Source organism: Bacteroides difficilis, assembly GCF_048319815.1.
Lineage (GTDB): Bacteria > Bacteroidota > Bacteroidia > Bacteroidales > Bacteroidaceae > Bacteroides > Bacteroides zhangwenhongii.
Genome location: NZ_CP182814.1, coordinates 4,189,543 through 4,205,160 on the forward strand (window position 1 = coordinate 4,189,543; position 15,618 = coordinate 4,205,160).

The window sequence follows — 15,618 nt, forward strand, 5'->3', positions numbered from 1 at the left end:
TCACATATGTTACAAACTCCGGGCAATCTCTGCCTTATCTTTGCAGAAAAAAAAGATTATGGAACAATTACATGCTCATGAAGTCCTCCACATGATGGAAGGCAATAGCTACTCGGAAGCATCATTACGGGAAGCAATCATTCAACAGTTCGGTGAACAACAACATTTCTATGCCTGTTCGGCAGAAGATATGGATGTGGATACCCTCATCGAATTTCTGAAGAAGAAAGGAAAATTCATGCCGGTAGAAAATGGGTTTACAGTAGACATAAGTAAAGTCTGCAACCACTAAGCCTCATTTCCGCACTCTACAAGAAAAGCAGCTTACCGAAAGAGCGAATACCTGAATATTTTTCTGTTTTTATTCGTCCGATTCATGAATTTCATCTATATTTGTCAATAGTGAATGATAGAACAAATGTAGAATTTATAGAAAAAACGAGTATGAAAAAACAATATGTCAGTTTGCTTGCTATTATACTTTCGGTAAGCGGCTTTTTCTTTTCTTGTCATGACAAGGTGAACAAAAACACAGGTGCGTTACAGTTCGACAGTATCCGGGTAAATGAGACGGCACACCTCTTTAATGATACAGCCAAACCGGCATGTAACATCATCATCAATTTCACCTATTCCGACAAGTCAACGGATGATATGCTGAAAGACAGTCTGAATGCCTATTTCATATCCGCTTGTTTCGGCGACAAGTATATCGGAGAAAAGCCGGAGGAGGTTATAAAGCAATATACAGAGAATTATGTCAACGAGTATCGCCGTGATCTGGAACCGATGTATGCCGAAGACGAAAAAGACAAAGAGGACGAATCCTCCATCGGTGCCTGGTATTCATATTATAAAGGTATAGAAAGCCATGTACAACTATATGAAAAGGACTTGCTTGTATATCGCATCGACTATAACGAATATACCGGAGGCGCACACGGCATTTACATGACTACCTATCTGAATATGGACCTCACACTGATGCGCCCGCTCCGTCTCGATGACATCTTCGTAGGAGAATATAAAGATGCGCTGACCGACTTAATATGGAACCAGCTCATGGCTGATAATAAAGTGACGACTCACGAAGCATTGGAAGATATGGGCTATGCTTCTACCGGAGACATCACTCCAACCGAAAATTTCTATTTAAGCAAAGAAGGGATAACTTTCTATTACAATGTCTATGATATCACTCCATACGCTATGGGTCCTGTGAAAGTGACCGTGCCGTTCCCGATGATGGAGCATTTATTAGGCAGTAACCCGATTCTGGGAGAACTAAAAGATTAAACTTCATAAAAAACGAAACAGCAGTGGAAATCATACTGAAATATTTTCCTGATCTGACAGAAGAGCAGCGTAAACAATTTGCAGCTCTATATGACCTCTACATCGATTGGAATTCAAAAATCAACGTTATCTCACGTAAGGATATCGAGAATTTATATGAACATCATGTGCTCCATTCGTTAGGCATTGCAAAAGTAATTCAATTCCGTCCCGGCACCAGTGTCATGGATTTAGGTACGGGCGGAGGTTTTCCGGGCATTCCTTTAGCAATATTATTTCCGGAAACCCAATTTCATCTGGTCGACAGTATCGGTAAGAAAGTGCGCGTAGCCACTGAAGTGGCGAATGCCATCGGATTGAAAAATGTCACTTTCCGCCATGCCCGTGCCGAAGAAGAGAAGAGAATGTTCGATTTCGTTGTCAGCCGTGCAGTCATGCCTCTGGCGGATCTGATAAAGATTATCAAGAAAAACATTTCTTCCAAACAGCAGAATGCGTTGCCAAACGGATTGATCTGCCTTAAAGGCGGTGAGCTGGAACACGAAACAATGCCTTTCAAACATAAGACGGTCATTCACAACCTAAGTGACAATTTTAAGGAAGAGTTCTTTGAAACCAAAAAAGTGGTATATGTTCCGATTTAGAAACTATATGCTTGATATATAAGATAAATCATAGAGAACCATGAAAATAAAGAGATTTGAGTTTAATATGTTTCCCGTAAACTGTTATGTTTTATGGGATGAAACAAAGGAAGCGGTTGTAATCGATCCGGGCTGCTTCTACGAAGAAGAAAAGCAGGTACTAAAAAAATTCATTCTATCAAATGAACTGAACGTGAAACATCTGCTGAATACTCATCTACACTTGGATCACATTTTCGGAAACCCGTTCATGCTCAAAGAGTTCGGTCTGTCGGCAGAAGCAAACAAAGCGGATGAATATTGGATCGACGAAGCACCGAAGCAAAGTAGGATGTTCGGTTTTCAGTTGCAGGAAGCCCCTGTGCCATTGGGCAAATACTTGCATGATGGAGATATTATCACCTTCGGACATACCCAACTGGAAGCAATCCATGTGCCCGGCCATTCTCCCGGCAGTCTGGTGTACTATTGCAAAGAAGAGAACTGTATGTTTTCCGGTGATGTCCTGTTTCAAGGCAGTATCGGACGTGCAGACCTTACAGGAGGCAATTTCGACGAACTGATAGAGCACATTTGCAGCCGTCTGTTCGTACTCCCTAACGAAACCGTCGTATATCCGGGACACGGTGCTCCTACGACCATCGGAATGGAAAAAGCAGAAAACCCTTTTTTTAGATAAAATATAATCCCCCACAAATTATGAAAACCGATTTGTTAGCTAGCCGTCACATCGGCATCAATGAACAAGACACAGCCGTAATGCTTCGCAAGATTGGCGTAGAATCATTAGACGAACTTATTGACAAAACAATTCCTGCCAATATCCGACTGAAAGAGCCGCTTGCATTGACTAGTCCGTTGACGGAATACGAATTTGGAAAACACATAGCCACATTGGCTGGTAAAAACAAACTTTATACGACCTATATTGGATTGGGTTGGTATAATACGATTACTCCCGCCGTCATTCAACGGAATGTATTCGAGAATCCGGTGTGGTACACCTCTTATACTCCTTATCAGACGGAAGTATCACAGGGACGTCTGGAAGCACTGATGAACTTTCAGACTGCCGTATGTGACCTCACCGCCATGCCGCTAGCCAACTGCTCATTGCTCGACGAAGGTACTGCCGCCGCCGAAGCCGTAAGTATGATGTATGCCCTCCGCTCACGCGCACAACAAAAGTCCGGCGCCAATGTAGTCTTCGTGGACGAAAATATTTTCCCGCAGACATTGGCTGTCATGACAACACGTGCCGTTCCTCAAGGTATCGAACTGCGTGTCGGCAAATATAAAGAGTTCGAACCTTCACCGGAAATATTCGCCTGCCTCTTGCAATATCCCAATTCCAACGGAAATGTGGAAGACTATGCCGCATTCACAGAGAAAGCGCATACGGCAGAATGCAAAGTGGCTGTTGCTGCCGATATCCTAAGCCTTGCCCTGCTGACTCCTCCGGGAGAATGGGGAGCGGACATCGTGTTTGGAACGACGCAACGTTTAGGTACGCCCATGTTCTATGGCGGTCCGTCTGCAGCCTACTTCGCCACACGGGATGAGTATAAGCGGAATATGCCGGGACGAATCATCGGATGGTCTAAAGATAAATATGGAAAACTCTGTTACCGGATGGCATTGCAGACTCGCGAACAGCACATCAAACGTGAAAAAGCGACCTCAAACATATGCACGGCACAGGCTCTGCTGGCCACAATGGCAGGCTTCTATGCAGTCTACCACGGACAGGAAGGGATTTCGACCATTGCCTCCCGCATCCACAGTATCACAGTGTTTCTCGACAAGCAACTGAAGAAATTCGGTTACACGCAAGTAAATGCGCAATATTTCGACACACTGCGTTTTGAACTGCCCGAACACGTTTCCGCACAACAGATTCGCACGATTGCCCTTAGCAAGGAAGTTAATCTGAGGTATTACGAGAACGGAGACGTAGGTTTCAGTATTGACGAAACAACGGATATTGCAGCCGTTAATGTGCTGCTTTCCATTTTCGCCATTGCCTCCGGAAAGGACTATCAGAAGGTAGACGACATCCCGGAAAGAAGTACGATCAGCAAAGCCTTGAAACGTACGACTCCTTTCCTTACCCATGAAGTGTTCAGCAAATATCATACGGAAACGGAAATGATGCGTTATATCAAACGCTTGGATCGAAAGGATATCTCATTGGCACAATCCATGATCTCTCTCGGATCATGCACCATGAAGCTGAATGCAGCCGCAGAAATGTTACCTTTAAGCCGTTCCGAGTTTATGGGAATGCATCCGTTAGTTCCGGAAGACCAGGCGGAAGGGTATCGTGAACTTATAAGGAATTTGAGTGACGACTTGAAGATTATTACCGGCTTCGCCGGCGTCAGCCTACAACCGAATTCGGGGGCTGCGGGAGAATATACGGGCCTTCGCGTTATTCGTGCCTATCTGGAAAGTATAGGTCAAGGACACCGGAACAAGATATTGATACCCGCATCGGCTCATGGAACGAATCCTGCATCGGCTATCCAAGCGGGATTTACAACAATCACCTGCGCGTGCGACGAGCACGGAAATGTGAAGATGGATGACTTACGTACCAAAGCCGAAGAGAACAAGGAGGAATTGGCTGCGCTGATGATCACTTATCCCTCCACCCACGGTATATTTGAAACGGAAATAAAAGAGATCTGCGACATTATCCATGCTTGCGGAGCGCAAGTATATATGGATGGAGCCAATATGAACGCGCAAGTGGGATTGACCAATCCGGGATTCATCGGCGCGGATGTCTGCCACTTGAATCTTCATAAGACATTCGCCTCGCCACACGGTGGCGGAGGTCCGGGAGTAGGCCCTATCTGTGTAGCAGAACATCTGGTTCCTTTCCTGCCCGGACACGGTATCTTCGGCAATACACAGAATCAGGTATCGTCCGCTCCGTTCGGTAGTGCGGGTATTCTCCCCATTACATACGGATATATCCGGATGATGGGTACGGAAGGACTCACCCAGGCTACTAAAATAGCGATCTTGAACGCCAACTATCTGGCTGCCTGTCTGAAAGACACATACGGCATTGTCTATCGTGGAGCAAATGGTTTTGTTGGCCATGAGATGATTCTGGAATGCCGCAAAGTGTACGAAGAGACCGGTATCTCCGAAAATGACATCGCCAAGCGTTTGATGGACTACGGTTATCATGCCCCTACCCTCTCATTCCCTGTTCACGGCACATTGATGATTGAACCTACGGAAAGCGAGAGTTTGGCGGAATTGGATAACTTCGTAGCTGTCATGCTGAATATCTGGAAAGAGATTCAGGAAGTGAAGAATGGCGAAGCGGACAAGAACGATAATGTATTGGCTAACGCGCCGCATCCGGAATACGAGGTTGTGAATGACCGTTGGGAGCATTCCTACACACGTGAGAAGGCAGCTTATCCGATAGAGAGTGTACGCGATAATAAATTCTGGGTAAATGTAGCACGTGTAGACAACACATTGGGAGACCGTAAGTTGCTACCCACTCGCTATGGTACCTTTGAGTAAGCCCGGGGCTCACATTCCTTGAGGCGTGGGCTTATTTCTATAAGCCAAGGGGGCAAACAAACTGAAGCCTTGGAGAAACATTGGTTTCCCCAAGGCTTATGCCTCGTAACATAGAAGATAAGTCCAAGTGTAAATCTGAAAGTATGATTTCTACTTAACAATAGTTACAGTATCCGCTTTTACCTTCTTCTCTTTCATTGGAATCTTCGGATCGCCATATCCTAACGCAACACAGCCGTATACTTTATGACTAACCGGTACTCCCAATGCAGTGATAAATTCACGTACTTCGGGATCATCACAAGTCGTACCTAACTGATTGATCCAACAAGAGCCGATACCTAAAGACTGTGCAGCCAAAAACATATTCTCTATTGCACAAGCGCAATCCATACCCGCCCACCATTGAGTAGGTTCGTTAGAAACGATTACCAAAGTCGGAGCATGATAGTAACAGCAATAAGCCTTATTGCGGGCACGTTCCTGCAAACGGACATCATCACTTTTAGCAAAAGCTCCTTTTATGCATTCATTTAGTTCTGCCAGTTTACTGACATTCTGAATAGCAGTGAAATGCCATGTCTCCAAATGCATTCCACTCGGAGCATACGTTGCAGCCTCCAGGATTGCCTGCAAATCTTCTTCCGGAACTTGTTGCTCCGTATAAGCACGCACGCTACGGCGCGCCTTGATGTTTTCTAAAATTTCATTTGTTTTCATGGGCGCACAAGTGTTTTATATAAGTATATCATCATTATTAGTTTGACAGTCTCAATACTTTATACTTTTTTCTACCGTTTGACCAATCCGATCTTTGCGTTTAGTTTGAAATAATAGACTCCATTCTCCCTCTCCAAAAATCCGTATTTATCCTTCTCCAAAGATCCTTTTTCGAAACGAGTATTCAGAAACAAGAAATCTTCCATCACTTGTTTCTCGGATTTATGGTAGCAAAGCACATCTCCATTACCATCTACCAGCAGAATACCCTCCACTGCCGAATCCAGCCCGGTATAAATCTTTGCAGGACGCATTCCCAATGCCAATGCCATCAGAAATTGCTTTATTTTAAATTCATAGAACTTATGCTTGTTTATCAGTTCATCCTTGATCTTCAGCGGATTCATCTGTTTGATAACCTCCGTCAACTCACTCACACGTGATATGCCGTCAAGGTGCATTATACGAACCATCTCTGTCAGTACACGCGGGAAATGCAAATCAATCATCAAAAGATTGCTACGAAATACACGGTCGGCCACATCCGAATATTTAAGCACTCCTCCCAAACGTTCGATCATCATCATACGCTCGGCAACTTCATTAGGGTTCTCCGGCAAAGCATTGATCTTGTTTACTGTCGGAGTAGCAAATTTAATCCCGGTCTGCTCCAGCTTAAGATTCGCCGCACGCCCTCCATCCAACAATGGATTCATGGCACTCAACCGCGAACGGACATTAAATCCTCTCAAAGGCGCTTCCGAATGCCAGAATGCAATGGAGAAATCGGTGCGATCCTCCGTTTTTGCCTCCAAGTCGAAGGTAGCCGCTTCATCCAGAAACTCCTCTACTCCATCCGGAGAGGTCACATCGTTTTCCGAAGAGGATTTAACCGCTTTCAGTATCAAGTCCGCTACGATACCGAAATCTTCACGAAGCATAGTTTTAACTCCTGTTTCCCCTTCGATGCGAATCGTCTCTTCCTCAATATAATACCGACGTGTCCCATCATGCTCTTCCCTCTGAATCATTGCAACAGGCCAGAATATATCTCCTGCCTTTGCTTCCGCCGTGCCTAACGCTACTCTCCCGTCCGCCAACAAACGGAAGAAAGTATAAAGTTCACACCATTCTTTTTTAGTTGCTTCGAATGCCATATATTTTTTCTTTATTTTGCTACAACTGTTTTTATCTTAATCTAATTTTATCCTATCTCTGCGACTGCTATCTTCCTTATATATATATAGGCCATAAGCAACTCCTACTGATTGATAACCTGCGGCAAAATTGCAGGCGGCACAACCGGAGGAAGGATATGGGTCACCTCTTCCACGGAGGGATCTTGCCGACTTGTGCAAACAGGGAGTTCCGTATCCATTCTCCGGGAGTGACTACGATAAATCGTCCCGTCCAGCAACCATCAAAATAAGAAGGATTGCCCGGCTGTTTCTTAATAGGGTAACAGATGTTTTCCCCTTTGCTCCGCATCTCCGGTGAACGTCCGGGATCATTCACCCACACATATTTGTCATCAATACCGCGAAGTACCATCCAATGTCCTCTCGGACCGGGACGCAAACCACGAACCGCACCTGTATATCTCACATTCACAAGCACAGGTATACCACGATCGATATAATCTTTCAATATCCGATAATCTTTCTGCTGGAAATGTTCGGCACTTATCATGTTTTCATAATAGCGTGCCAAAGAATCAATTTCAAAAGAATAGTATCCTCCTTGCCCTATCGAAGTGCGATGACGGAAAGGAGCGCGCTTTTTCAGAAAGTAATTCCGCTGATATTCAATCAGTTTCTGTTCTGCATCCTGAGCTGTGCGTTGCGTATCAGCCGTCATCCCTTTAAAATAATCAAAGACCATTAACGAGGAAGCCAGAGAACAATGCGAATAAGGATATCCCGCTATTTTCTGCGAATACCAAGGAACAGGTATGTTGTTGGGAGCAAACTTTTGAGCTTCCTGTGCATAGGCTTGTACACCGTTCCACACAAGAAAAACCAAAAGTAACCTCGATATCATGTAATATTTCTTTCTCATCCGGTTCAATTTCTCTTTCTCTCCTATTTTACTTTCAGTATATTAATTGGCACTTTTCCATTCAATGATTTTCTTCTTCATCCAAAATCCGAGCCGTTTCTACCTTTTCCAGCCGGGCACGCAGTTTCGCCATCATCGAACGACGAATGCGCAATGTCATACTGCAATCCATATCATACGACTGATTGAGTATTTCCGGTTCTTCTTCCTTCACGATACGCATTATATCATTCATAAAAGGATACTCAAACATAACAGTCACTTCCTCGTCCACTGTTTTTTCTATGATTGTAGCGGCAGCAATGGCTTCGGCAGCAGCAGCCTTGTAAGCTACAATCAATCCGCTTGTGCCCAACTTGATTCCACCGAAATAACGGACTACAATGATCAATATATCTGTCAACTCGTTCGAATTGATTTGTCCGAGAATCGGTTTTCCTGCAGTGCCCGAAGGCTCTCCGTTATCATTGGCCCGAAAATCCTTGCGTGCCGCTCCGAGCATATAGGCATAACACACATGGCGCGCATCATAGTATTTCTTCTGATACGTTTCAAGATGCGCCTTTATTTCATCGAGGCTACGCACAGGAAGAGCGATAGCGATAAACTTGCTTCGCTTTTCCGTATAAATACCTTCAGAGGGTTCGGAGATGGTTTTATAAGTATCTTCAGCAGTCATGTTGCAAAGATACGGCTTTACACGGAAAATACCATCTGTCGTTTGGAAATATTAAATGATACGTTTGCCACAAATATACGGTTGATGTGGCACAAAGGAGCAGTCGTTTCGCTATAAACAACCGCTCTTTTTCATGGAAACAAGCGGTCGTTCTGACGCAATTAACCGTATGATTGCAACAGATCGACCGCTCAATTTTATAAGATATCAGCTCTTGTTATAAGATGACAGTTATTAATCCAACTTATGAATCACAAGTCCCGAACGGAGTTTGGGTTCAAACCAAGTGGTTTTCGGCGGCATGATATTACCAGTATCGGCAATATCCATCAACTGTTTCATGGATACGGGATAAAGCGCTAAAGCCACTTTCATTTCACCGCTATCCACACGCTTCTTGAGCTCTCCCAAGCCACGGATACCCCCCACAAAGTCGATGCGTTTATCCGAGCGTAAATCCTTGATTCCCAAAATTTCATCTAAAATCAAATTGGAAGAGATAGTAACGTCCAACACACCGATAGGATCATTGTCATTATATGTGCCTGCTTTAGCTGTCAAGCTGTACCATTTGCTATCCAGATAAAGAGAGAAGTTGTGCAAACCGGAAGGCTTGTAGATATCTGTCCCTTTTTCTTCTACGATAAAGTTTTTGCCTAACGCATCAAGGAATTGTCCGGGAGTCAACCCGTTAAGATCTTTCACTACACGATTATAATCGATAATGGTCAGTTGGTTGGCAGGGAAACAGACAGCCATAAAGTAGTTGTACTCTTCGTCGCCACGATGGTTCGGATTCTGTTTCGCCTTTTCTGCACCTACCAATGCGGCGGCGGCGGAACGATGATGGCCGTCGGCAATATAAAGAGCCGGCATTTTAGCAAATTCTTCGGTAATACGGGCAATGTCTTCCTCCCGGTCAACAATCCAGAAAGTATGACCGAAGCCGTCACCCGGAGCGATGAAGTCGTAGACAGGTTTTTCTACCGTATACTTCTTGATGATTGCGTCCAACTTGTCATTATCAGGATAAGCAAAGAAAACAGGCTCGATGTTGGCATTATTCACACGTACATGTTTCATACGATCCTCTTCCTTGTCACGACGGGTAAGCTCATGTTTTTTGATAATACCATTCATATAATCGGGAACGTATGCACCGACCACCAATCCATATTGGGTTTTCCCGTTCATGGTCTGGGCATAAATATAATAGTTTTCCTTGCCATCCTGCACCAACCAGCCTTTATCCTGGAACAGTTGGAAATTCTCGGCAGCTTTGGCATACACACGCTCATCATGCTCGTCTGTACCTACCGGGAAATCAATCTCCGGTTTAATGATATGATAAAGAGACTTTTCGTTACCTTCCGCTTCTACGCGGGCTTCTTCGGAGTTCAATACGTCGTAAGGACGTGAAGCGACCTGCTCTACCAGGTCTTGCGGAGGACGAATGCCCTTAAAAGGTTTAATTATTGCCATGATATTAGTATTTTAGATGTAAAAAATTAAAGCCACAGACTTATTTAAAATCTGTGGCTCAAATATACTACTTATTTCTAAAAAAGACATTCTGCAACGGATTGTTTTTATTCAGATACTACCATAGTTACCCTGAAAAATCCGGTAGACTTATTCAGAATCTTATTTGTTTACTCTAAATTTCTCGCAACCATCTTTCAGGAAGCCTACAATCTGTTTAGCGGCAGCAATACCGGCATTGATATTGGCTTCGGCCGTCTGCGCTCCCATCTTCTTCGGAGTAGAGAAATAACGTCCGGCAAACTTCTCTGCAAATTCCGCATTAGCGGCAGGCATAATATCTGTGATATATTTGAAGTCAGCACGTTCTTCCATCAATTTAATCAGCTCAGCCTCATTGATAACTTCCTTACGGGCAGTATTGACCAACATCGCACCTTTCGGCATGTCCTTCAACAAAGCATAATTGATAGAATTCTTCGTTTCGGCAGTTGCAGGGATATGCAATGACACTACTTGGCAAGTCTTATAGAGTTCTTCTGCAGAATCCAACGCTTTCACACCGTCTTTCTCGATTACTTCTTTCGGGCAGAATGCATCGTAAGCATACACTTCCATTCCAAAACCTTTGGCAACGCGGGCTACGTTACGACCTACGTTTCCATAAGCATGAATACCTAGTTTCTTACCCATCAATTCTGTACCGGAAGTACCGTTGTAGAAGTTGCGGACAGCATATACCATCATACCCAAAGCCAGTTCGGCAACAGCATTCGAGTTCTGTCCCGGAGTGTTCATCACACATACATTGTGGGCAGTGGCAGCGGCCAGGTCCACATTGTCATATCCTGCACCAGCACGAACTACGATTTTCAATTCTTTAGCAGCATCAAGCACCTCTGCATCAACAATATCACTACGGATAATGATGGCATTAACATCTTTCACTGCATCCAGCAACTGGGCTTTATCTGTATATTTCTCAAGTAAAGCAAGCTCGTATCCGGCTGCTTCTATTTCTTTACGAATACCGTCTACTGCAACTTTAGCAAACGGTTTCTCAGTAGCTACAAGTACTTTCATATTCTGATTCTATTTATAAAGGCTCACCACAGATTACGCAGATTTCCACAGATTATAGAACCTTAGAAATCTGTGCCAATCCGTGTAATCTGTGGTGAAAATAATTATATTAATGAAGTTTCTCAAATTCCTGCATACAATCGATCAATGCCTGCACGCTTTCTTTCGGCATAGCGTTATAGCAAGATGCACGGAAACCGCCTACCGAACGGTGTCCCTTGATACCTACCATACCTTTTTCAGTAGCAAACTTCAAGAAGTCGGCTTCGAGGTCTTTGTATTCGGGAGCCATTACGAAACAGATGTTCATGCGTGAACGGTCTTCCTTAGCGGCAGTACCCACGAACATTTTATTACGGTCGATTTCTGCATACAACATATCAGCTTTTTCGATAGCACGACGTTCCATTTCTTTCACACCACCCTGTGCTTTGATCCAGCGCAAAGTCAGCAATGCAGCGTAGATAGGCACAACAGGAGGAGTATTGAACATAGAACCACCATCAATGTGAGTCTGATAATTCAACATTGTCGGGATGTAGCGGGAAACCTTGCCCACAGCGTCATTCTTCACAATTACGAATGTCACACCGGCAGGAGCCAGATTCTTCTGTGCACCACCATAAATACAGATATATTTGGAAACGTCGATCGGACGTGAGAAAATGTCAGAAGACATATCGGCAACCATAGGAACCGGAGAATCAAGATCTTTCTTTAATTCCGTACCGTAAATGGTGTTGTTAGTAGTAATGTGGAAATAATCTGCATCTGCCGGGATTGTATAATCTTTGGGGATATAAGTATATGTAGCTTCAGCAGAGGAAGCAACTTCTACAACTTCACCAAATCCTTTAGCTTCTTTCATCGCTTTTTTAGCCCACACACCTGTGTTCAGATAAGCAGCCTTTTTTTCCAGGAAGTTATAAGGAACCATGCAGAACTCCATACTAGCACCTCCACCCAGGAACAGTACCGAATAGCCTTCGGGGATATTAAGTAATTCCTTGAATAATGCCTCTGCTTCGTCAACCACAGGTTGGAAGTCTTTGGCGCGGTGGCTGATTTCCATCAAAGAGAGACCAGAGCCGTTGAAATCTAAAATAGCCTTCGCTGTATCCTCTATCACCTCACGCGGAAGAATGGAAGGTCCTGCATTGAAATTATGCTTTTTCATTTGAAGTTTGTTTTTGGTTTAACAATTTCGTTACTTTTGTCTTTTGACCTTGCGAATTTACGAATTTATTTCCGCCGCACAAATCTTTCCTTATAAAAATACTGTTTTAAAGCAGATTTTCCTTTCTTTTTATTGGTTTATACAGGATATATACACCATATTGTTATCCGTAGATGTCAACCTATCCTACTTTGCCTCCTCAATAATGGTTTTCATACCTTTTATCTTCTCGCCTTGAATCAGATTCAGGAGTTGTTTGACCTTTGCACGCCGGACAGCGACAAAAGCATAATGCTCTTTCACATCTATCGCTCCTACATCTTCACGAGTCAGATTACCTTTCTTATACAAGAATCCGGCAATGTCCATTTTGCTTAGTTTTTCCTTCTTGCCCTTACCTATATATATAGTACTCCAAACAGATTTGGGCGGACGGGGTGGATTTTCCGGCAATGCGACGGTTTCCATATCTTCCGGGATATAGGCAGGGAGTTTCTCCTCGGCATGAAGAATCAAATAAGAAGTTCCGGTAGCGTCCCAACGTGCCGTACGCCCGTTCCGATGCGTAAAGGCTTCCTCATTCACGGGCAAGTGATAGTGGATGATGTGCTCAATCTCCGGAATATCCAATCCACGGGCAGCCAAGTCGGTAGATATCAACACGTGGCAACTGCCGTTACGGAACTTATATAATGCCCGCTCACGATCCGGCTGTTCCATACCGCCATGAAAACGTTCGGCAAACAGTTTCTTATCCGCCAGCAGTTTTTGCACACGATCCACCGCATCCCGATGATTGCAGAAAACAATGCTCGAACTGCTTCCCAATGTGCAAAGCAGATTGTATAAAGTATCAACTTTATCTTTTGCCGGAGAAAGTACTTTCATCAATTTCAAACGGGACTTCTGTTCGTCGGCAGCATCCGGCAAGAAGTTCAGTCTGACTGTGCGGTTCAGCCCTGTAAATTCCGGGATCTCTTCTGCGTCGGTTGCAGAAAGCAACATCTGCTTTTTCAGTCCGGGCAGTTGTGTGATAATCTCCGCCATCTCATCATGGAAACCGAATTCTAATGATTTATCAAATTCATCGATGATCAAAGTTTCAATCGTTTCGGGATTGAAATTTCCTTTAGACAGATGGTCGGTAATACGTCCCGGAGTACCGATAATAATAGCGGGATGATTGCCTGATATACTCTTCTTTTCTTCCGCGATAGGATGTCCGCCGTAGCAACAACAGGTCTTCCAAGCAGTTCCCATTGCCTTAAATACACTATCAATCTGCAGAGCCAGCTCACGTGAAGGAACCAGAATCAAAACCTGTACATTGTCATTGTCAGGTTTTAGTGTGAGCAATAAAGGCAACAAATAGGCAAGTGTCTTTCCCGACCCGGTCGGCGACAACAAGATAACGTCTTTCCTTCCGGTAGCCTGTTCCAGTGACGCTTCCTGCATCGGATTCAACTCTTCAATCTTCAGGTTGTGAAGGGCTGACTGTATAATTTCATTTTTCTCTAACATGGCGACAAAGATAACAAAAAGAAGCGGGAAATCTGAGAAGCACATCGGCTTTTTCAGATTTCCCGCTCTGTCTTATATTATCCGCCGATCGTCCTACCGACCGGTCTGACACTTCTCAGATACTATCCTCCGAAGTTATCGAACATCAAGTTCTGTGCCGGAACACCGAGATCGTCGAGCATTTTCTCAACGGCTTTCGACATCGGGCCAGGACCACACATATAGTATTCAATATCTTCAGGAGCTTCGTGATTCTTCAAGTAAGTTTCATAAATCACATTATGAACGAATCCCGGAGTATACTTCACACCTGCGGCGTCGGCAGCAGGATCCGGACGGTCAAGTGCCAGATGGAATGAGAAGTTCGGGAAATCCTTTTCGATTTGCAGGAAGTCTTCCAAGTAGAACACTTCGTTCAAGGCACGGGCACCATAGAAGTAAGACATCTTGCGGTCGGTAGTATGCAACGTCTTCGTCAAGTGCATGATTTGCGCACGCAACGGAGCCATACCGGCGCCACCACCGATCCACATCATTTCCTTGTCGGAATTGAAGATCGGGTGGAAGTCTCCGTAAGGACCACTCATGATTACCTTGTCACCCGGTTTCAAGGTAAAGATATAAGAAGAAGCGATACCCGGCATCACATCCATAAATCCAGGTCCCTGATCTTTCGGTTTGAACGGAGGAGTAGCGATACGTACTGTCAACATGATACGGTCACCTTCGGCAGGATAGTTCGCCATAGAATAGGCACGAATCGTCTCTTCGTCATTTCTACATTTCAATCCCATCAGACCGAATTTCTCCCATGCAGGCAAGTATTCGTCACCGATCAGACTCTTATCAATATCCTTGTCATAGTCCATTGAGAATTTAGGAATCTTGATCTGCGCGTAAGAACCCGGAATAAAGTCCATGTGTTCGCCCTTAGGCAAAGCAACGATAAACTCTTTGATAAATGTAGCCACGTTCTTGTTGGAGATAACCTCGCACTCCCACTCTTTTACGCCAAGTATAGACTCATCAATCTTGATAGACATATCCCCTTTCACTTTCACCTGGCAGCCCAGACGCCAATGATCTTGCTGCTGTTTGCGGCTGAAGTGAGGAATTTCCGAAGGAAGGATCTCGCCACCACCTTCGAGCACCTGGCATTTGCACTGTCCGCAAGAACCCTTACCACCACAAGCGGATGACAGGAATATACCATTCACAGACAGCGTATTCAGCAAAGTAGAGCCGGAAGCCACTTCCAGTTCCTTTTCGCCATTAATTGTCAGTTTCACGTCACCTGACGGCACCAGGAAGTTCTTGGCAACCAACAGGATAACCACAAGCAAGAGAATAACCACAAGGAATACCCCAATGCTCGCTAATATTAAATTCATATCCATTGTCTTATTCCT

13 protein-coding genes and 1 pseudogene are annotated in these 15,618 nt (G+C 44.3%); 5 read left to right on the top strand and 9 right to left on the bottom strand.

All coding sequences use genetic code 11. From position 1 onward, the window contains the following. The first annotated feature begins 58 nt into the window (after positions 1-58). From ACNOGP_RS16505 to gcvP, 5 genes are all read left to right on the top strand, one after another. Entirely contained in the window at positions 59-292 is a 234-nt protein-coding gene (locus ACNOGP_RS16505) for a YecH family metal-binding protein (RefSeq protein ID WP_143869336.1), read from the top strand. A gap of 152 nt (positions 293-444) precedes the next feature. After that, positions 445-1,296, top strand: coding sequence for a DUF3298 domain-containing protein (locus ACNOGP_RS16510; protein ID WP_418213238.1), 852 nt, complete (start codon positions 445-447; stop codon positions 1,294-1,296). Positions 1,297-1,319: 23 nt separating this feature from the next. Continuing rightward, on the top strand, positions 1,320-1,940 hold the full coding sequence (rsmG, locus tag ACNOGP_RS16515; RefSeq protein ID WP_007753169.1) for a 16S rRNA (guanine(527)-N(7))-methyltransferase RsmG: 621 nt from the start codon (positions 1,320-1,322) through the stop codon (positions 1,938-1,940). Between the two features lie 40 nt (positions 1,941-1,980). Then, positions 1,981-2,619: an MBL fold metallo-hydrolase gene (locus ACNOGP_RS16520; protein ID WP_055279521.1), complete on the top strand. Its 639-nt coding sequence runs from the start codon at positions 1,981-1,983 to the stop codon at positions 2,617-2,619. A gap of 20 nt (positions 2,620-2,639) precedes the next feature. Then, positions 2,640-5,489 carry an aminomethyl-transferring glycine dehydrogenase gene (gene gcvP / locus ACNOGP_RS16525; RefSeq protein ID WP_195628522.1) on the top strand — a complete coding sequence of 950 codons (2,850 nt, stop codon included), beginning with the start codon at positions 2,640-2,642 and terminating at the stop codon, positions 5,487-5,489. Between the two features lie 150 nt (positions 5,490-5,639). On the opposite strand, the gene ACNOGP_RS16530 is transcribed toward gcvP, so the two are convergent. The 9 genes and pseudogenes from ACNOGP_RS16530 to nqrF all read right to left on the bottom strand — a co-directional run bounded on the left by ACNOGP_RS16530 (position 5,640) and on the right by nqrF (position 15,606). Further along, positions 5,640-6,209 (bottom strand): nitroreductase family protein, encoded by a 570-nt coding sequence (locus ACNOGP_RS16530; protein WP_418213239.1) that lies wholly within the window; start codon positions 6,207-6,209, stop codon positions 5,640-5,642. Between the two features lie 71 nt (positions 6,210-6,280). Beyond that, positions 6,281-7,366 carry an HpaII family restriction endonuclease gene (locus ACNOGP_RS16535; protein ID WP_418213240.1) on the bottom strand — a complete coding sequence of 362 codons (1,086 nt, stop codon included), beginning with the start codon at positions 7,364-7,366 and terminating at the stop codon, positions 6,281-6,283. A gap of 104 nt (positions 7,367-7,470) precedes the next feature. Then, positions 7,471-8,249: pseudogene (locus tag ACNOGP_RS16540) on the bottom strand (C39 family peptidase). Positions 8,250-8,328: 79 nt separating this feature from the next. After that, positions 8,329-8,946: an IMPACT family protein gene (locus ACNOGP_RS16545; protein ID WP_007753183.1), complete on the bottom strand. Its 618-nt coding sequence runs from the start codon at positions 8,944-8,946 to the stop codon at positions 8,329-8,331. 234 nt (positions 8,947-9,180) lie between these two features. Then, positions 9,181-10,428 carry a DUF1015 domain-containing protein gene (locus ACNOGP_RS16550; protein ID WP_418213241.1) on the bottom strand — a complete coding sequence of 416 codons (1,248 nt, stop codon included), beginning with the start codon at positions 10,426-10,428 and terminating at the stop codon, positions 9,181-9,183. A gap of 162 nt (positions 10,429-10,590) precedes the next feature. After that, positions 10,591-11,511 (bottom strand): NAD(P)-dependent oxidoreductase, encoded by a 921-nt coding sequence (locus ACNOGP_RS16555; protein ID WP_418213242.1) that lies wholly within the window; start codon positions 11,509-11,511, stop codon positions 10,591-10,593. A 109-nt stretch (positions 11,512-11,620) separates the two neighbouring features. Then, positions 11,621-12,688, bottom strand: coding sequence for a 3-phosphoserine/phosphohydroxythreonine transaminase (gene serC, locus ACNOGP_RS16560; protein WP_007753195.1), 1,068 nt, complete (start codon positions 12,686-12,688; stop codon positions 11,621-11,623). A 186-nt stretch (positions 12,689-12,874) separates the two neighbouring features. Continuing rightward, entirely contained in the window at positions 12,875-14,209 is a 1,335-nt protein-coding gene (locus ACNOGP_RS16565; RefSeq protein ID WP_418213243.1) for a DEAD/DEAH box helicase, read from the bottom strand. Positions 14,210-14,331: 122 nt separating this feature from the next. Next, positions 14,332-15,606: an NADH:ubiquinone reductase (Na(+)-transporting) subunit F gene (gene nqrF / locus ACNOGP_RS16570; RefSeq protein WP_007759870.1), complete on the bottom strand. Its 1,275-nt coding sequence runs from the start codon at positions 15,604-15,606 to the stop codon at positions 14,332-14,334. Between the last annotated feature and the right edge of the window lie 12 nt (positions 15,607-15,618).